Annotated in this window: 13 protein-coding genes and 1 tRNA gene; 4 read left to right on the top strand and 10 right to left on the bottom strand. The window is 51.3% G+C overall.

Annotation, left to right across the window (positions count from 1 at the left end; all coding sequences use genetic code 11):
* Positions 1-52 precede the first annotated feature (52 nt).
* From E2I14_RS13065 to E2I14_RS13055, 3 genes are read right to left on the bottom strand one after another with little or no spacing between them, the layout of a single operon-like run.
* Positions 53-676 carry a hypothetical protein gene (locus tag E2I14_RS13065; RefSeq protein WP_133329221.1) on the bottom strand — a complete coding sequence of 208 codons (624 nt, stop codon included), beginning with the start codon at positions 674-676 and terminating at the stop codon, positions 53-55.
* Positions 673-960, bottom strand: a complete 288-nt coding sequence (locus E2I14_RS13060) for a DnaJ domain-containing protein (protein WP_133329219.1) — start codon at positions 958-960, stop codon at positions 673-675. Before E2I14_RS13060 ends, E2I14_RS13065 begins: the two co-directional genes overlap by 4 nt.
* A complete protein-coding gene (locus E2I14_RS13055) occupies positions 950-1,441 on the bottom strand; it encodes an FKBP-type peptidyl-prolyl cis-trans isomerase (RefSeq protein WP_133329217.1) in 492 nt (163 codons plus the stop codon). Before E2I14_RS13055 ends, E2I14_RS13060 begins: the two co-directional genes overlap by 11 nt.
* A gap of 555 nt (positions 1,442-1,996) precedes the next feature.
* Between E2I14_RS13055 and E2I14_RS13050 the strand changes: the two genes are divergently transcribed.
* Both E2I14_RS13050 and E2I14_RS13045 read left to right on the top strand, forming a co-directional pair.
* Positions 1,997-4,834: a valine--tRNA ligase gene (locus tag E2I14_RS13050; protein ID WP_133329215.1), complete on the top strand. Its 2,838-nt coding sequence runs from the start codon at positions 1,997-1,999 to the stop codon at positions 4,832-4,834.
* Between the two features lie 194 nt (positions 4,835-5,028).
* On the top strand, positions 5,029-5,439 hold the full coding sequence (locus tag E2I14_RS13045) for a DUF2147 domain-containing protein (protein WP_227544733.1): 411 nt from the start codon (positions 5,029-5,031) through the stop codon (positions 5,437-5,439).
* Positions 5,440-5,550: 111 nt separating this feature from the next.
* Here E2I14_RS13045 and E2I14_RS19310 read toward each other — a convergent pair.
* The 7 genes from E2I14_RS19310 to fdnG all read right to left on the bottom strand — a co-directional run bounded on the left by E2I14_RS19310 (position 5,551) and on the right by fdnG (position 14,855).
* Positions 5,551-5,646: transfer RNA gene (locus tag E2I14_RS19310), tRNA-Sec, on the bottom strand.
* Positions 5,647-5,671: 25 nt separating this feature from the next.
* Entirely contained in the window at positions 5,672-7,603 is a 1,932-nt protein-coding gene (gene selB / locus E2I14_RS13040) for a selenocysteine-specific translation elongation factor (protein ID WP_133329211.1), read from the bottom strand.
* Complete coding sequence (gene selA / locus E2I14_RS13035) at positions 7,600-9,024, bottom strand: L-seryl-tRNA(Sec) selenium transferase (RefSeq protein ID WP_133329209.1); 1,425 nt, start codon at positions 9,022-9,024, stop codon at positions 7,600-7,602. Before selA ends, selB begins: the two co-directional genes overlap by 4 nt.
* On the bottom strand, positions 9,021-10,031 hold the full coding sequence (fdhE, locus tag E2I14_RS13030; protein WP_133329207.1) for a formate dehydrogenase accessory protein FdhE: 1,011 nt from the start codon (positions 10,029-10,031) through the stop codon (positions 9,021-9,023). Before fdhE ends, selA begins: the two co-directional genes overlap by 4 nt.
* A 185-nt stretch (positions 10,032-10,216) precedes the next feature.
* Positions 10,217-10,864 (bottom strand): formate dehydrogenase subunit gamma, encoded by a 648-nt coding sequence (locus E2I14_RS13025; RefSeq protein ID WP_133329205.1) that lies wholly within the window; start codon positions 10,862-10,864, stop codon positions 10,217-10,219.
* Positions 10,857-11,774 carry a formate dehydrogenase subunit beta gene (gene fdxH, locus E2I14_RS13020; RefSeq protein ID WP_133329203.1) on the bottom strand — a complete coding sequence of 306 codons (918 nt, stop codon included), beginning with the start codon at positions 11,772-11,774 and terminating at the stop codon, positions 10,857-10,859. The genes E2I14_RS13025 and fdxH overlap by 8 nt, the downstream gene beginning before the upstream one ends.
* A gap of 9 nt (positions 11,775-11,783) precedes the next feature.
* Positions 11,784-14,855 carry a formate dehydrogenase-N subunit alpha gene (fdnG, locus tag E2I14_RS13015; protein ID WP_165967828.1) on the bottom strand — a complete coding sequence of 1,024 codons (3,072 nt, stop codon included), beginning with the start codon at positions 14,853-14,855 and terminating at the stop codon, positions 11,784-11,786.
* A gap of 545 nt (positions 14,856-15,400) precedes the next feature.
* Here fdnG and E2I14_RS13005 point away from each other — a divergent pair.
* Both E2I14_RS13005 and E2I14_RS13000 read left to right on the top strand, forming a co-directional pair.
* Positions 15,401-16,402 (top strand): response regulator transcription factor, encoded by a 1,002-nt coding sequence (locus tag E2I14_RS13005; RefSeq protein WP_133329197.1) that lies wholly within the window; start codon positions 15,401-15,403, stop codon positions 16,400-16,402.
* Between the two features lie 279 nt (positions 16,403-16,681).
* Positions 16,682-19,078 (top strand): TonB-dependent receptor, encoded by a 2,397-nt coding sequence (locus E2I14_RS13000; RefSeq protein WP_165967827.1) that lies wholly within the window; start codon positions 16,682-16,684, stop codon positions 19,076-19,078.
* Positions 19,079-19,103 lie beyond the last annotated feature (25 nt).

The raw sequence follows: 19,103 nt of genomic DNA, 5'->3' as shown, positions 1-19,103 counted from the left end.
TTGCTTGCGAATGTAATTTGGATGAATAAATAAGCCGAAGACCAGCTAAAAATTACTCTTTGCGATCAAAGCCTTGTTCGGCCAGCCAATCAGCACCAGCGCGATCTAAATCGTATTCGGTGGTTTCACCTTCGTCCGCGACGCGATCATCCGAGTTTAAATAGGCATCGTTATTGTCGTCATCGTGACCTTCTTCGGTCGCGTATTCTGCATCGTCATCGTCGCGCTGTTGACGTTCTTCGTCAGAGGCGATTTCGTCTGCGTTGGACGGATGGACTGTGCGCGATTTATTGCTGCGGTTGAGGTATTCCAAACCGGCAGTAGTAATCAAAAAATGCTCGCCATCGGGATCGGTCAGCACGGTATTTACCAGCGCTTGCGCCCACGGTTCAATGATGATGGCTTTCTTTAAGGTTTCCCAACTTGGGAATTTATTCGCTTCGCGCGTAACCAGCGATTCCAGCACCATCACGTTTTTAAAAAAGAAGCCGCCATGAAAAGCCACGGCCACCATTTCAGGTGCGGACGACATCATCATGAGTAATTGCGGAACTTGTTCGCGCTTTTTTGCCAGACGCGCTTTGAGCACATTATTGCCTTCGGAATCGGTGCGCAAATCGTCTAATTCAGCATTGTAAGACGAGGTTAAGTTCGCGAAATAACGTGATAATTTCAATGTAATACTCCAGATACATAGGTGGACCAAATTTCTTGCGCTGTTTCCAGCGGCGTTTCGAGCAGATTGCGGCGTCGATTATCGTCGTAATTGGCGCGCGCAACCGGGTCAGAGAGCACCTCATAGGCTTCTCTGACTTCCCTGAATTTCGCAGGGGCGAGTTCTGACGTGTTGCGATCCGGATGAAACTCCGATGCTTTGGCACGGAACGCTTTTTTAATCTCGTCAGCCGACGCCGTGCTGGCTAAGCCTAGAACGGCGTACAAGTCTTTATTAATGGTCATGGCCGTGGTCGTGACCGTGAGCGCCGTGCACGTGGCCGTGAGCGATTTCTTCGTCCGATGCGGCGCGCACTTCTAATACAGTCGCTTCAAACTTCAACGACATGCCAGCCAAGGGATGATTGCCATCGACGGTGACTTTGCCTGCATCGATATTGGTGACACGGAATTGATGCGCTTCGCCGGTATCTGGATCGCGGGTTTCAAACATCATGCCGACTTCGATATCTTGCGGGAACAGGCCGACGTCTTCTTCGCGTACCAAGCTCTCTTCGATTTCGCCAAAGGCTTCGTCGGGTGACATGGAAACCGAGATAGAATCACCAACCGCATGGCCTTCTAATGCAGCTTCTACTGGCGGCAAAATATTGTCGTAACCGCCGTGCAAATACACGATAGGTTCTTGATTTTCATCGATTAGCTGGTTGTTGCTGTCGAACATGCGGTAATTTAAGCTGACAACGGTGTCTTGAGAGATTTTCATAATATGTATGTGTGATGGTGGTTGAGTGCCAAGGATTGCTTATATGGGCTTGCTGCATCCGGTTTGCAATGCATGAAAGTTAATTATCGGCTTCGTGGCGCTGGGTGTTCGGCTTGCTGGGCTCAATGCTCGGAAATCGCTGGGGATGCTGCTGATATTCGTCGTGCAGAGTGCTGATTTTTATTGCTATTACTGAAATGTGCCGACTAATCGCGCGTGCTGCGGTGTAGCGATCAGCTGGGTTCAATGTTGTAGTGAGAATTCCCCTAATTGAGCGGCAACATTGTATCAGAGCAGCGCTTAACCAGCTGATTAAAGCGCGCTGATGCGTGATTTTACCCGTGCAAAATGTCCATTAAATGATGAAAATAACATCTATTTTCACATTGCTTTTCAAAATCGTTAGCTAAGTTATCGTTTGTGCATCAAGCGCGCTAGGATGCAAGGCGCAGCAATCATTGCAAGCTAGCCCAGTAATCTGAACAGAACAGCACTAAATCCCCCATTACCGCTTTATAATCTGCCCTTCTGTTTTCAATCAATACTATAAATATCATGGAATTAGCAAAGTCTTTTGAGCCCGCCGAAATCGAAAAAATCTGGCGTAACGAATGGGAGCAACGCGGTTATTTCGCGGCTTCCATGGATGCCAATCAGCCATCGTTCTGCATCCAATTACCACCGCCTAACGTCACCGGTACGCTGCACATGGGACATGCGTTCAATCAAACCATCATGGACGGTTTGGCGCGTTATTATCGGATGCGTGGTTTTAACACTTCTTGGGTGCCCGGGACGGATCATGCCGGTATCGCCACCCAAATCGTGGTTGAGCGTCAATTGGATGCGCAAAAGATTTCACGTCACGATTTAGGCCGCGAAAAGTTCGTCGAAAAAGTCTGGGAATGGAAAGAAAAATCCGGCTCCACCATTACCGGCCAAATGCGCCGTTTGGGCACGTCCGCCGACTGGGCGCGTGAATATTTCACGATGGACGCACCGCGTTCTAAAGTCGTGACCGAAGTGTTTTCGCGTCTGTATGAGCAAGGCTTAATTTACCGTGGCAAACGTTTGGTGAACTGGGACCCAGTATTAGGTACAGCCGTGTCCGATTTAGAAGTGGTGTCGGAAGAAGAAGACGGCTCGATGTGGCATATCCGTTATCCGTTTGCAGACGGTTCTGGCTTTTTGACTGTTGCCACGACGCGCCCAGAAACTCTGCTGGGCGACGTGGCGGTGGCGGTTGATCCGAGCGATGAACGTTATACCCACTTGGTTGGCAAGTTGCTCAATCTGCCGCTGACCAATCGCCAAATTCCGGTGATTGCCGATGAATACGTCGATAAAGCGTTTGGTACCGGTTGCGTAAAAATCACGCCCGCGCATGACTTTAACGATTACGCGGTGGGTCAGCGTCACAAGTTAGCCATGATTAGCATCCTGACGTTGGATGCCAAGATTGTGGACGATGCGCCAGAAGCGTATCGCGGTTTAGATCGTTTCGTCGCCCGTAAAAAAATGGTGGCCGATCTGGACGCGCAAGGTTTGTTGGAATCGGTGAAGCCGCATAAGCTCATGGTGCCGCGCGGCGACCGCACCGGCGTGGTGATTGAGCCGATGTTGACCGATCAATGGTTTATGGCGATGAGCAAACCTGCGCCGGAGGGCACGTTCTTCCCCGGCAAATCGATTGCCGAAGTCGCGCTGGAAAAAGTCGCCAATGGTGAAATCAAGTTTGTGCCAGAAAACTGGAGCACGACCTACAACCAATGGCTGGGCAATATCCAAGATTGGTGTATCTCGCGGCAATTGTGGTGGGGTCATCAAATCCCTGCGTGGTACGGCGAGAACGGCGAAATTTTTGTCGCAACCAGCGAAGCCGAAGCAAAAGCGAAGGCCGACAAAGCGGGCTACAGCGGCGCATTAAAGCGCGATGAAGACGTGCTTGATACCTGGTTCTCGTCAGCCTTGGTGCCGTTTTCGACCATGGGCTGGCCGGAAGAAACGCCAGATTTAAAAGCCTTCTTGCCGTCGTCCGTGTTAGTGACCGGCTTTGATATTATTTTCTTCTGGGTGGCGCGTATGGTCATGATGACCGCGCACTTTACCGGCAAAGTGCCGTTCCATACCGTGTATGTGCATGGGTTGGTGCGCGACTCGAGCGGTCAGAAGATGTCGAAATCCAAAGGCAACACGCTTGATCCGATTGATTTGATCGACGGTATCGGCGTGGAAGAATTGGTTGCTAAGCGTACCACCGGTTTGATGAATCCCAAAGACGCAGAAAAAATCAGCAAAGCCACGCGTAAAGAATTTGCCGATGGTATTCAAGCCTATGGCACCGACGCGCTGCGCTTTACGATGGCGAGTTATGCCTCACTCGGTCGCAATATCAACTTCGATTTGGGCCGCTGCGAAGGTTACCGTAATTTCTGCAATAAATTGTGGAACGCGACGCGCTTTGTGCTGATGAATGTGGAAGGCAAAGACTGCGGTTTCGACAGCCATATTGACGGCATCTGCAAACCAGAATATTTGGATTTCTCGCAAGCCGATCGTTGGATTGTGTCGATCTTGCAGCGCACCGAAGAAGACATCGCCAAAGGCTTTGCTGACTACCGTTTTGATAATATCGCCGCGAGCATTTATCAATTCGTGTGGGATGAATATTGCGATTGGTACTTGGAAGTCGCCAAAGTACAAATGCAACACGGCACCGACGCGCAACAACGCGCCACTCGCCGCACCCTGCTACGCGTGTTAGAAACGATACTGCGTTTGGCCCACCCGATTATTCCGTTCATTACTGAATCCTTGTGGCAGACCGTTGCGCCGTTAGCTAACCACAAACTGAATCCGGCGGGCGACACGATTATGTTGCAACCGTATCCGATTGCGAATTTGGATAAATTGGATACCGACGCTGAAGCTTGGATGAACACCTTAAAAACGCTGACCGATTCGTGCCGTAATCTGCGCGGTGAAATGCAATTATCCCCAGCGCAGCGCGTGCCATTGTTGCTGCAAGCGGTCAGCGCAGAAGAAAAAGCGCGTTTGCAAGCCTATGCGCCGTATCTGCAAGCTTTGGCGAAATTGTCTGAGGTGCATGTCTTAGACGCGCTGCCAGAATCGCCAGCGCCAGTGTCTATCGTGGGCGAAACGAAGTTAATGCTCAAGGTGGAAATCGACGTGGCCGCTGAGCGCGAGCGTTTGACCAAAGAAATGACGCGCCTAGAAACCGAGATCAACAAAGCGCAAGCCAAACTCGGTAACGAAGGTTTTGTAGCTAGAGCACCTGCTCAGGTTGTCGCGCAAGAGAAAGAAAGAGTGGCAAACTTCTCCGCTACATTAGATAAGCTGCGCGAACAGTTTGCTAAGTTACCAGCAGCCTAATCGCGGGTAATTTCTGCCAAGACTGGACTGAATATGAGCGACAGTTATCTCAGTCCAGTTTAACGTTTGCTTTACCGTCAGCACAATTCACGATGTAGGAATCAAGCCAAGTAGTAGAAATTCAAACGAAGAAATTTCCCTAGGAGACCTGTATGACGATCAAAAAAGTAAGCGTAATTGCAGCGGGAATTGGAATGGCCTTGTTGAGTTTGGGAGCGCAAGCTCAGCAAACGCCGGTGGGATTGTGGAAAAACATCGATGATGTGACCGGTAAATCGAGGGCGCTGATTCGGATTACCGAAACCAACGGCGAACTGTCCGGCAAGATTGAAAAATTGTTCAGAGAGCCGAACGAAGATCAAAATCCAAATTGCGTTAAATGCGAAGGCGCCTTAAAAGGTCAGCCAGTGCTAGGCATGACGATTTTGAATGGCTTGAAAAAAGACGGTGACGAATACAACGGCGGCACCATTCTCGATCCGGACAATGGCGAAGTGTATAAAAGCAAATTGGTGCTCAAAGACGGCGGCAAGAAACTCAATGTGCGCGGTTATATTGGAATTCCAATGCTTGGTCGCAGCCAAGTGTGGGTGCGTGAACAGTAATTGTGAGCAATAGTGAAAAACGGCGAATTGGTTTCGCCGTTTTTTTTCGTCCAAAATTTGTGTTGGTCCAGAAATCGGCAAAAGCTTGTTTGGATTAATGGTGAAATGAATTGGCGGAAGACAGTAAGAGTCGAACTTACGAGAGAATGATAGACATCCCCTGACGGGTTTGAAGCCCGCCCGCACCACCGGATACGTGTGCCTTCCATTGTTGCTGCTTAAAACTACTGTACTACGTATTCTCGCTTTGCCAAGGGCTGTCAGTGCGCAGAACGTGCACATCGCGCAGGCGGCGAGTATAGCCGACGCGATCGAAGAACTCCAGAAATTGAATCGCGCGTTTACGACCCATTCCGCTGGCGTCGCGAAACGCGGCGGCGTTGACTTGGCGATAACTGCTAGTCGGCGTTGCGGGGGCGGCAATCGATTCGATGAGTTTGGCTAACTCAGCAATAAGCTGTGGATGGCAATACAAATCGCGCACGATTTGATAGACCTGCCCGCGCAAGGCTAATTTGCGTAATAAATTGCGTACCACTTCTTCATTTTGTTGGTGTTGCTTGGCCAAATCGCGAACCCACGGGGGATCGAATTGCGCCTCGTGCAGAGTAGCGAGCAAGGTGTCAGCCAATGCTTGCTGCGCGGGTTCCAATTCGACATTGTGCTCGGGTAAGCGCAGCCACGGGCCTTGCGCAACAATGCTGCCCAGTTGAATCAGTTGCTCGGTTAGGCTGCGCCACAAGGTGTCGTCGATCTCGGGCGCGACGATGCGTTTTAGGCGTGCATGTTGCGGGCCGATTTCATCGGGAAAACTGCTGTGGAAACTGCGTAACGCTTCGACGATTTTGGTGCTAAGTGCATCGAATGCCGGACGCGACAAAATAATCGCGTCGTCACCTCGCAAGGGAATTTCGACTGAATCCGTATTCGTGGGCAATTGATCGGCAGCGCGTTGAGTTAGCCTTGTCAGCATAGAGCGACGAATGCCAACGGGGTTGTGTTGAATCAATAATTGTGGATTGTCGCTAGCGAGAAAATTGCTGAGCGCATCGAGCCATGTACGACGTTCCGCGCTACGCCGTTTGCGCGCAGGGCCAAACGGATCGAGAATGCGGCCACCACCAATCGTGCGTAGCGCTTGGGCGTTGCGGATGACGAAACGGTCCCCGGGAACGGCATGCACTGGGCGGTCAAAAACTAATTGCGCTCGTGCGCGCTGTCTTGGTTCGATGGTTTCTCCGTCTAACATCAATACGCGGGCAATTCGATGCGCTGCGCCAAGATGCACGTGCACTTGTGACCAAGGCTTTAAGCTTAGGCCAGCGCTGGCGAGTAATTGCAAATCCACATCGAGTCGGTTGGAACATTCCGCCAACGCTGCTGCTGTGGCCCAGTCGCCGCGGTCAACTTGATCTTTTTCGATGCCGACCACATTCATGGAAAGACGCTGACCAGCGTAGCCGATTTCTACCGGCCGATTTTGGGCGTGGATGCTGCGCACGCGTACCGTTTTGCCGGATGGCGCTAAGGTGATTGTGTCACCGATGCTGACCGAGCCCGACGAGGCGGTTCCGGCGACGAATAAACCTTTACCGCTTAACGTGAACACGCGATCAATCGCTAAGCGAAATAGTTGGCGCGATTCCTTTTTTGCCAGAGACTGCGCCACCGTGATTAAGTGGGCTTTCAGTTCGGCCACACCAACATCGTTTTCCAGATGCGCTTGGGTGGCGAAGATCGGGGCGTTTGCGAAGGGTGTCTCGGCCAACAAATGCTGTATTTCGGTTTTAACGGTTGCGATACGTTCGGCGTCAACTCGATCAACTTTGGTCAGCGCGACCACGCCGCGTTGAATGCCGAGTAGCTCCAAGATCGCTAAATGCTCGTGCGTTTGCGGCATTACGCCATCGTCGGCTGCGATGACGAGTAGCGCGTAGTCGATGCCGCTTGCGCCGGCTGCCATGGTGTGAATGAGCTTTTCGTGTCCTGGCACATCGATTAAACCGAGCACATCGCCATTTGGTAAAGGCGTGTAAGCGTAGCCGAGCTCGATGGAAATGCCGCGCTCTTTTTCTTCTTTTAGACGATCAGTATCGACGCCGGTTAAGGCGCGGCTTAATGTGGTTTTACCGTGATCAATGTGTCCGGAGGTGCCAACAATCATGGTTTTAGTAAGTTGAGTTGCGCGATAAATTCGTCTTGGTCGCCATCCAGACAGCGTAAATCCAAAAAGAAAGTGTCATTGGCAATGCGCCCGATGACTGGGCGCGGTAAATGCCGGAATGCGGCTTCAAGTCGGCCTAATGGATTGCTTTGTTTGTGCGCTGGGTTGGCGCGTATCGTCAGGCCAAAGCTCGGTAACTGGTCGATTGGTAACGCGCCGCTGCCAACTTGGCTGGCCATTTCTTCACCTTGGACCAGATAAGCCGCGCCGAGTTGTTGTTGTAACAGCGGGATAAGAATGTCGGCTTGCTGCTGCATTTCTGTTCTTGGGCGCGTGAGCAATCGGAACGTGGTCAAACGTTGGGTTAGCAATTCCGGTGAGCGATAGAGCGCTAATACAGGCTCCAAGGCGGCTAAGGTGAGCTTACCGACCCGCAATGCCCGCTTTAATGGATTGCGTTTGATCTGCGCGATTAAATCGGCGCGACCAACGATAATGCCGGCTTGCGGGCCACCCAGAAGTTTGTCGCCGCTGAACGTGACCAGATCAGCGCCAGCTTCTACAGATTCGCGCACGGTCGGTTCGCGCACTAGTCCGAACTGCTCTAAATCAATCAGCGTGCCGCTCCCTAAATCAACGGCAGTCGGGATCGAACGTTCGCGTCCTAAGGCAGTGATGTCGGATAATTCGACACTTTTGGTGAAGCCGGTGATGACGTAATTGCTGCAATGGACTTTCATCAAGAGCGCGGTATCGGCGTTGATCGCATTGCTGTAGTCGCTCAAGTGCGTGCGATTAGTGGCACCTGTTTCGCGCAATTTGGCACCGGCGCGTTGCATGATGTCGGGGATACGAAATGCGCCGCCGATTTCAACTAATTCACCGCGCGAGACGATCACTTCTTTGCCCATTGCCATGGTGTTGAGTAACAGTAAAACAGCGGCGGCATTGTTGTTGACGATGGTGGCGGCTTCGGCACCGGTTAATTCGCACAGCAACTCTTCGACTAAATCATCGCGGTCGCCGCGTTTGCCCGTGTCTAAATCGAATTCTAAATTGGTGGGCGAAGTCATCGCATCGACCACCGCTTTGACTGCCACATCGGGTAATAACGCTCGACCCAAATTGGTGTGCAACACCGTACCAGTCAGGTTGAACATCTTTTTTAAATTCGAGCGATCTTGCTGCTCAAGCTGGGCGCTGACTTGGTTGATGATGGTGGCGATGCTCGGCGCTTCGGAAGGTGCTTCTGCTGCCAAAGCCGATTTGCGTAAATCGGCCAACACCGATTGCACGGCTTTGACAATCCGACTGCGCCCGTGCTGTTCAATTAATTCACCGGCTTCCAGCAATACCTTATCAACCGAAGGCAGGCGAACTGCTCGATTAGGAAAAGGTGTTACTGGCGCGGCGGATGTCATGCATTTTCTCCAAACCACAGCAAAGGATTTGTGTTGCCGCGAGTGTAACCGGCTTCGCTGACCAAAATGTCGAGCGTTAAGCTGGCTAAATCATCGACAAACGGTTCCGCGTTGTAGTCGTGTTCTTGGTTAAAAATCTTGGTGTAGCAATGGCAATCGCCGCAGGTTTCGGCGCGCACATATTTGCGTGGATCATTGGCTTTATTGTCCGGCGCGGCGGCTGGTTCGGGTGCGTCGATAGGATCGAGGCCTTGATAGGAAATTTTGCCGTTTTGCTCGCAACTGGCACATTTGATACGCACCATGTGCCACTGACTGGCGCACATGCCGCAGGTGAGATAGCGATAACCTTGCGATTGTCCGCCGATCCGAATGACGCTGGCGACTGGATGCGAACCGCAGACGGGGCACAGCGTGAACGTTTCCAACATCGGCACTTGTTGCTGCTTGAGTTTGGCGGCGCGGGCGGTCCACAGTATTTGCAAGGCGGCGGCGATGAACGGCGCTTGCGCCGGATTAACGTCTTCATGCCGCTGAGCGAGCACGGCATCGGCTTGCTCGTCGAGTTCTTCCTCGTTGAGTGCGCGCAAGCTGGTCAATACGGCGTTGAGTTCGATGCGTTCGCCATTGTTTGAGTGGGCCAGTTTGTCGATCAATTTATTGAGAATCGCGTGCCAAATCGCTGGACGTTTTAATTGTGCAGCCAAGGGCGGCATCATGTGTTCTAGCGCCAAGTCGAGCGACTTTTGGTCTGGCATGTCCAAATCGGTTGCGCTTAGTTCCGCCGCGATTTCGGCTTGCGCCGCAGTGACTTCGCGCATCAAGTTTAAGTAGCCGCTTAACGCTGGGTTGAAAGCGATGCCGGCAACCTTGCCAGCCGCTAAGTCAGCCAAACGCTTAGTGCGGGCGGTAAATGTCGCTTCTGCTGTTTCCGGTAAAAGCAAACGCGGAAGCGCAGTGTGGTCGAGCGATTCGATTTCGCCACGTTCAATGATTCGTTGTACCAAGATTATTCCAGTAGCAGATGCAAAATTTGAAAGGTATCCGTCACGCGGACAATAGAGATAGGGTAGTTTAGACCATTTTTAAAACCACAGCCGACGCGGTACTTTAACGTCGGCTGGGTTGTCACACTATTTCGCTATTCGATAGATGGACGGATGAGTAGGGACAGTGATCGTTGTTGCAATGTTTACTGCTTCTCGTTAGGCGTTTTGACAATTTCATCAAACCACAGGCGATGATGTTTGCGCGCCCAGCCAAAACTCACTTTGCCACGTACCATCGCGCCGATCGAGCCTTTGACCCAAATTGCGGCATAAATGTGCACGATGATGCTGGTAATGAGAATAAACGCGCAGAAGGCATGCAGTAGAGCAGAAAAACGTATTATTCCAATCGGAAAAATCCAAGAAAAATACGCCCGCCAAATGACCAAGCCCGACAACAGCAAACCGATCATGCAGCCAAGCAATGTGAAGAACAGCAGCTTTTGTCCGCCGTTATAACGACCGATGTGCGGCAGCTTTTCTTCACGATTATTGAGCACGTCGTCAATTTGCTTGAGCCATTGCCAATCGACCGGTTCCATCAAATTGTGGTGCCAAAAACGGTACACCAAAATCGCAAACAAGCCAAACATCAACAGTCCGATAAACGGATGCAAAATGCGCGTCCATTGACCGCCGCCGAGCAGGTTGGACAACCAAAACAACGCCGGGTGAAACATCGCTAAGCCAGAGATTGCTAACAGGATGAAGCTAATAGCTGTCGCCCAGTGAAAGCTGCGATCGTTGGGCGTGTACCGTTCGATCTGCAAATTTTCTTTCTCGTTACTCATGATGCGCCTCCTTACTTGCTTGGGCTTCCTCAATGGCTTCGCGCTCTTCTTCCTCACTGACTTCGTTCGGGCCGATGCGGGTGTAGTGGAAGAACCCGATCAAGGCTGCTGCTGCCATGCTCGCAACTGCCAAAGGTTTAGCTAAGCCTTTCCAGACACCGATCATTGGTGAAATGCGCGGTTTGTTGGGCAAGCCGTGATACAGCGATGGATTGTCCGCGTGGTGCAACACGTACATGACGTGCGTACCGCCCACACCGGCTGGATCGTACAAGCCAGCTTGATCGAAGCCGCGTGATTTCAAGTCGATAATGCGTTCTTCGGCGTGCTGCTTCATGTCTTCTTTGGTGCCGAACACGATGGCTCCAGTTGGACAGGATTTAACACATGCCGGTTCTTGACCCACGGCGACACGGTCGGAACACAGAGTGCACTTGTAAGCCCGATTATCTTTCTTGGAAATTCGCGGCACATCGAATGGGCAACCACTGACGCAGTAGCCGCAGCCGATGCAGTTTTCTTCATGAAAATCGACGATGCCGTTGGTGTATTGGACAATGGCGCCCGGCGAAGGACAGGCTTTGAGACAACCTGGGTCTTCGCAGTGCATACAGCCGTCTTTACGGATTAACCATTCCAAATTCCCGTTGGGATTTTCGTATTCCGAAAAGCGCATCACCGTCCAAGAATGTTCGGACATATCGCGCGGATTGTCGTACGTGCCGTGGTTTTCACCGACTTCGTCACGCAGATCGTTCCACTCCATGCACGCCGTTTGGCAAGCTTTACAGCCTATGCATTTGGTGACGTCGATCAGTTTGGCGACGGTTCCGGTGATCGGTTCGCGCGCGGATGGTGGCTCAACGGTAGTGGCCGAGAGCCGTTTAATATCAAGAGATTGAAGTGACATAGTGTTCCCCTAAGCTTTTTCGACTTTGACCAAAAACGATTTGAATTCCGGTGTTTGGGTATTCGCATCGCCTACTTCTGGCGTCAGTGTGTTAACGAAATAGCCTGGTTTAGCTACCCCCGCAAATCCCCAGTGATGCGGCAAGCCGACGGTTTGTACCGTTTTGCCTTCAATCGTTAAGGGCTTGATACGCTTGGTGACCACCGCTTTGGCTACCATGTGTCCGCGCTTAGAGCTTACCTTGACCCGATCCCCGGCTTTGACACCGACCGATTTAGCCAGCTCTTCGCCAATCTCGACAAACTGCTCAGGTTGAACAATGGCATTCAACTTCGCGTGTTTAGTCCAATAGTTGAAGTGCTCGGTCAAACGGTAACTAGTTGCCACATGCGGATACTCTTCGTGCGTACCTAATTGCTCACGGTCGCCTGCAAACAAGCGTGCTGCTGGATTGCTGGTGGCGCGTGGGTTTTTCGGATGCAGCGGGTTGTAGCCGAGCGGGTTTTCAAACGGTTCATAATGCTCTGGGAACGGACCTTCGTTCATCGCTTTGCTGGCAAAGAAGCAGCCAACGCCTTCTGGTGTCATGATGAACGGGCCCATGCCGTTTTCTGGTGGTTCGTCGGCTTTGTAGTCCGGCACATCGGCGCCAGTCCACGCTGTTCCGTTCCAAGAAATCAGCTTGCGGGTTGGGTCGAATGGCTTACCGTTCACGTCGCACGAAGCACGGTTGTACAACACGCGGCGGTTGGCTGGCCAAGCCCAAGCCCAGTTCAAGGTTTGACCGATGCCAGTTGGATCGCTGTTGTCACGGCGCGCCATGTTGTTACCGGTTTGAGGCCAGGAACCGCAGAAAATCCAGCATCCGCTAGTCGTGCTGCCATCGTCGCGCAGTTGCGCAAAACCGGCTAGCTGCTCACCTTTTTTAACCAAGACTTTGGTGGCGTCTTTCGGATCGACCACGTCAGCTAATGCCCGACCGTTGAACTCGCGCGCCAACTCTTCTGGACGCGGGCTGTACGATTTTGCATACGGCCAAGTCAGATTGAGGATTGGGTCAGGGAATTTGCCGCCCTCGGTTTTGTACAGCGAGCGCAGACGCAAGAATAAGCCCGACATGATGTCGATATCGCTGCGTGCTTCGCCCGGTGGTTCGGCACCTTGCCAATGCCATTGCAAGACCCGTGACGAACTGACCAAGGAACCGGATTCTTCTGCGAAGCAGCTTGTTGGCAGGCGGAAAACTTCGGTCTGAATTTTGCTTGGATCGACGTCATTGAACTCGCCGTGCGGCTTCCAGAATTCGGCTGTTTCAACCGCCAATGGATCCATCACCACCAAGAATTTCAGCTTGGATAAACCTTCCGATACTTTTTTGCTGTTCGGTGCCGAGGCCAAGATGTTGAAACCTTGGGTGATATAGCCGTTCATTTTCCCTTGATGCATTAACTCAATGGCTTGCATCAAATCGTACGGTTTATCGAGCTTAGGTAAATAATCGTAGCCCCAATTATTGCTCGCCTGTGCGGCATCACCGAACCACGATTTCATCAAACTGACGTGGAAAGCGCGGTAGTTTTTCCAATAGCTAAGCTGATTCGGACGTAAAGGTTTTTTGGCGCGCGCACCAATGTAAGCTTCAAAATCCTGCTCGCTCTCGGATGGCAACGTCATGTAGCCGGGCAGCAGATTGGACATCAAGCCCAAATCGGTTAAGCCTTGAATATTGGAGTGACCGCGCAAAGCGTTCATTCCGCCACCAGCGATACCGATATTGCCGAGCAACAGCTGCACCATCGCGCCAGTGCGTATTGTTTGCGCGCCGGTGCTGTGATGTGTCCAACCCAATGCATACAAAATCGTTGCGGCGCGACCCGGTACGGCGGTCGAGGCTAACGTTTCGGCAATGTGATTGAATTTTTCCGCTGGCACGCCACACACGTTGCTCACCATTTCGGTGGTGTAACGCGAATAGTGCTTCTTCATTAATTGATAGACGCAACGTGGATGCTGGAGCGTTGGATCCACTTTGGCGTAACCGTCCGCGCCAAGCTCGTAACTCCAGGACGATTTGTCAGTGTACTTGCCCGCTTTTTCGTCGTAGCCAGAATACAGCCCGTCGTTCAACGCAAAGTCTTCGTGCACGATGAAAGGCATGTCAGTGTAGTTCTTGACATACTCGTGCTGAATTTTGTCGTTGCTTAACAGGTAATTAATAATCGCGCCAAGGAACACGATATCCGTTCCGGTGCGCGTTGCCACGTAATAATCGGCCACCGATGCGGTGCGCGTAAAGCGCGGATCAACGACCAGCAACTTGGCTTTATTATGTGCTTTTGCTTCTGTGACCCATTTAAAGCCACAAGGATGTGCTTCGGCAGCATTGCCGCCCATGACGAGGATTACATCAGCATTTTTGATGTCTACCCAATGATTCGTCATCGCTCCACGGCCAAACGTCGGGGCAAGACCTGCCACCGTCGGACCATGTCATACACGCGCCTGATTATCAAATGCCAACATCCCCAAGCTACGCATGGTTTTGTGGGTCAAATAGGCTGTCTCATTACTCGTGGCGGAAGCGGCTAACATGCCGGTTGAGAGCCAACGATTAACGGTTTTCCCATCGGCAGTTTTTTCGATGAAGTTCGCGTCGCGATCTTGCTTCATCAATTTGGCGATGCGGTCTAGGGCGTCATCCCAAGAAATCTTTTGCCACTCGTTAGTGCCGGGCGCACGGTATTCTGGTGCCAGCAAGCGATTCGGGCTATGGATGAAGTCGATCAAGCTCGCGCCTTTCGGACACAATGTGCCGCGATTGACTGGATGATCTGCGTCGCCTTCGATATGAATAATGCTAGCGGTCGCATTCTTGGCTCCATCACCAAGTCCGTACATCAATATGCCGCAACCCACGGAGCAATACGGGCAAGTATTGCGCGTCTCCGTCGTGCGAGAAAGTTTGTATTGCCGTACTTCTGCAAGTGCGGCTGTCGGCATAAATCCGAGCAGCGCCAGGCTAGAGCCTGCAACCGTTGTTCCGGTTATCTTGAGAAACTGACGGCGCGATAATTGCGTCATGGTTATCCTCGTCGGTAGAAAGTTTTGTCGATTTATAAAAATATTTGGTGCGTATTGCGTCAACAAACAAAATATTTTCAACGTCTATTTGCGCGTTTGGCTTCCCAATAGTTCAAGCAACACTACTGGTTAGCCTAGCGGACGCAAACTTACTCGCTCGTGCAAAACTGGGTTTGATCACTTCCAATTACAAAAAATCAACGATTTTGAGCGAAACCTTTGATTTCCGTGCAGGAATATTGTAGTCCAATATAGAAATAATGTTTTTCAACACTCCCATTTTGACCAGCTTTGTTGGTCGCTGAAGGCACTATTGACGCGCTATTTGCGGGGCTAGTTCGGATTTGACGTTCACAACCTTTAATCCGAAAAAATTGACGCGATACCAAGTGCTGTTCATAATTTCCGAAAAGAAATTAATTACGAAGTCTATACCCGATTCCTTTCGTACATATTTGTATGGTTTGAATGAGCCGGATTGCTGCTGTCGTTGTCTGCCAGCAACCGTAATGGAAAAGCAAGCGCGTGCAACTGGAGTGCATTAATTGAACGAATCCCTAAAGTGGAACATTCATTCGTCGAACGACGAGTTCAGTCGATTTCTATTCGACTTGTATGCGGCCGCTAGTCGTGTGGCAGTCGATGAATTTCGCCCTGAAGCATTTCGTTTGTTGGATCGCTTGCTCAACATTGATTCGGCCTGGTGGGGTACAGGTTTGCATAAGAGACAGCGCCTGCTTGTTGCTCAGGCGTCCTTGTATAAATTGGATGCGAGCTTTGTGCCCGACTTCATCCAAGTCATCGATCAAGATCCCTTGGTGCAAGAGCTTGATCAATCCGAAGGGCAAGTCGTGATGTGGAACGATGGCGGCTTGAATGGCAGCCCGGCGATGAATGCGTTCGATAATAAATACGGGCTGCGTTTTGGCATAACGTCCGCGCAAAAAGATCCGGCCAGCGGTGTAGGTATGTTTATGTCGGTGTTTCGAAATGGGCAGGGCGCGGAATTTAATGAAGCCGAGCGTCAATTGATGCAATCCGCGGTCGGGCATCTGGTGCAAGCTTGGTCAATTAATTTACGACTAGCCTTAGCCAGCGAGTCCTCAACCCAAATACCGAATGCCTGCTTGGTTGATTTGAATGGACACATTGTGGAAATCAGCCCAGTCTTTGCCGCAAAATTACATGCGGAATTTCCCGAGTGGGATGGTAACGTTTTGCCAGAAAAACTGCGGCGCTTGTTCGGCACCGGAAATAGTGAAGTATTTCGCGGTAAGAGCATTAACATTTGGAACGAGAAAACGACAGGAAAGCAAATCCGCCTGCAATGCGGGCAGATTCGCCCCTCCGCGTTAACGCCACGCGAAGAAGCCGTAGCGCTGGCTTTTGCCAAAGGCAATTCGTACAAAGAAATCGCGACGTCGCTTAATCTTTCGCCCGGCACGGTGCGCTCCTACCTCACCCAATGTTATTCCAAATTGGACGTCAAAAATAAAATTGAACTCGGCATCGCGCTGGGTAAAAAATCGCGCACGGCACATTCTTAAGTTTGCGCCCTACGGCGCTGGCCCATCCTGTACTCGCTTCTGCATTCTCTCTTGTTATGTTGTAGCCCCTAGCATCTGCTAGGTATGAAGCACCATGTGCCATTGCTACTATTGATTGTCCTTTTTTGGGTTTGACCGCCTTGTGATGCAGTAGCTGATCGGTATTGATCGAGCTGCATCAACGACGGGAAGCGACCAATTAGGCACTGCCGCATTGACCAAACTCTTATTAAAAATCGGTCAAGCGCTACACATTGAACAATAGGGGAGATGGAGTACATGAAGAAAAATAACAGGATTAGTCGAGTCTGCGCGCTCGGTATGATAGCGACGCTGTCTGGCTATGCCATGAACGTCATAGCGCAACAAGCCGCACCAGAGCCAACCCAGCAAACCGATCAAAAAACGAGCGCGGCGGCCGTTGGCGCAGCGAACGAAATTCCGCAAGTAACAATCACCGCGCAACGCCGTGCCACGCTGCTCAAAGACACGCCAGTCAGCGTGCAAGCGATCACTGCACAGCAACTCGATAACGAAGGCATACGCAGCATTGATGATCTGACCCGCATCATGCCGGGCGTGGAATTTAGCCGCAGTGCTACGAGTGCCACCGGTAACTATAACGACGAAGGTTCTGAAGTCTCGGTGCGCGGAATTTCTTCCAGCGCGGGTGCTTCCACTACCGGTGTTTATATTGATGACACGCCGATTCAAACGCGGCATTTATCGTTCGGCTCGATTTCTCCATTTCCAGCATTATTTGATTTAGAGCGCGTTGAAATGCTGCGCGGCCCGCAAGGCACGCTGTTTGGCGCGGGCTCCGAAGGCGGCGCAGTGCGCTTTATCCAGCCAGAACCAAGTTTGAATGAAGAGTCCGTGTACCTGCATTCCGAAGTTGGTTCGACTAAATTTGGCGCGCCGAGTTACGAAGCGGGCGCTGCCTTTGGCACTGCCTTGGTAACCGATGTGGTTGGATTGCGTGTGTCAGCCTCGACGCGCCATGATGGCGGCTATGTCGATCGTGTTAGCGTCAATCCTGCCACCAATTTGCCTAGTGGCGTGGTGCAACATAACGCCAACTGGCAAGACACTTCGACAGCGCGCGCTGCCTTAAAAGTGCAGGCCAGCAAAGACACCAGCATTGTTGCTTCGGTCTATCACCAAGAACTCAAGCTCAATGACACCAGCGCCTATTGGGAATCGCTATCCGATCCTGCCAACGGTACATTATTGAACGGTAATGCCTTACCAAACACCAGCAAAGACCCGTTCACCCTGTGGGCGGTAAAAATCAACTCGGATTTGGGCTGGTCAAAATTGACCTCGAGCACGTCGTACTTTGCCCGTGATCAATCGGGCAGCAGCGATTACACCCAATTCTTAGGTACCTTATTTCTGGACAATCCCTATGCCAGTAATGCCGGTGGAACCGGCTCCGCGACGTTTACAGATAGTCAACGCAATGTGATTGAAGAGTTAAAGCTGCAATCTTCCGATCCCAAAGCACGCTTAACTTGGGTCGCTGGTCTATTCTTATCGCGCCAAGTAGAACGTAATACGGAAGTAATGACCGACTTGGCAGTGATGAACGCAGCCGGCTTGCAACCTTTTCCGGGTTTGGCGCCGGGCGTCTTGGTTAATCAAGGCCCATTTAGCGCCACCGACAAACAAATTGCCCTCTTCGGTCAAACTGATTTTGATCTGACCAGTACGATTAAATTGACCACCGGTTTGCGGGTCGCCAATATTAAATCGGATGGTGTCGAAAACTTCGCTGGCCCATTTATTGGCCCTGTTGCATCGAGCACTGTATCGAGTTTGAAGGAAACGCCAGTCACGCCAAAGTTTGGTTTGTCATGGCAACCCGATGCCGATGATTTGTTGTATTTCTCCGCGGCAAAAGGGTATCGCGTTGGCGGTATTAATCCCGATTTAGGCACCTTGTGCGCAGCAGATTTACAAAACTTAGGTTTGACCGGTGCGCCAGCTACCTACAAATCCGATTCCTTGTGGAGCTACGAAATTGGTTCAAAAAACAGTTTCTTAAATCGTAGCCTGCAAATTGACAGCAGCGCGTTTTACGTTGATTGGAGCAATATTCAACAAGCCGTGTATTTGCCAGGATGCGGTAATGAATTCGCCGCTAACTTAGGCGCAGCGATTAGCAAAGGGGCTGACACTTCAATCCGTTTTAAACCTGTTGCCAACTTATTGTTGTCGCTTGAAGCAGCCTACACCAATGCGCGTTACAGCCAAACTGTGATTGCTGGAACGACCGGTCAAGGTGCGCCAATTGTGTCCAAAGGTGATTTTTTATCGACCACGCCGTGGAGCTTTACCTTGAGCGCCGATTATAAGTTCACCGGCTTTGAAGACATCAAACCGTATTTGCATGGCGACTATCAATTCAACACCCGTCAACAAGGCCAAACGCCCGTTCAAAATCCCGCCAATGGCGCCAACGACCCGTATGCTATCGGCATGCCGGAGACAAAAATCATGGGCTTACGCGCCGGTGTGCGTTGGAACGGTTGGGATGGCTCGCTGTTTATCAACAACGTCTTTAATTCCCTGCCTGAGCTGGTGCATCAGCATGACACCGTGCCTTCTACCTTGTACTTTGATCGCACGTGGCGACCACGCACGATTGGGATGACAGTCAATTATCGCTACTAATCATTAACCTCATCAAAAAACTACA

Origin of the sequence: Sapientia aquatica, from assembly GCF_004358105.1 — a bacterium.
Taxonomy (GTDB): Bacteria; Pseudomonadota; Gammaproteobacteria; order Burkholderiales; family Burkholderiaceae_D; genus Solimicrobium; species Solimicrobium aquaticum.
The sequence above is the reverse complement of the archived record's forward strand: the minus strand, read 5'-3'. Positions and strand labels throughout refer to the sequence as shown.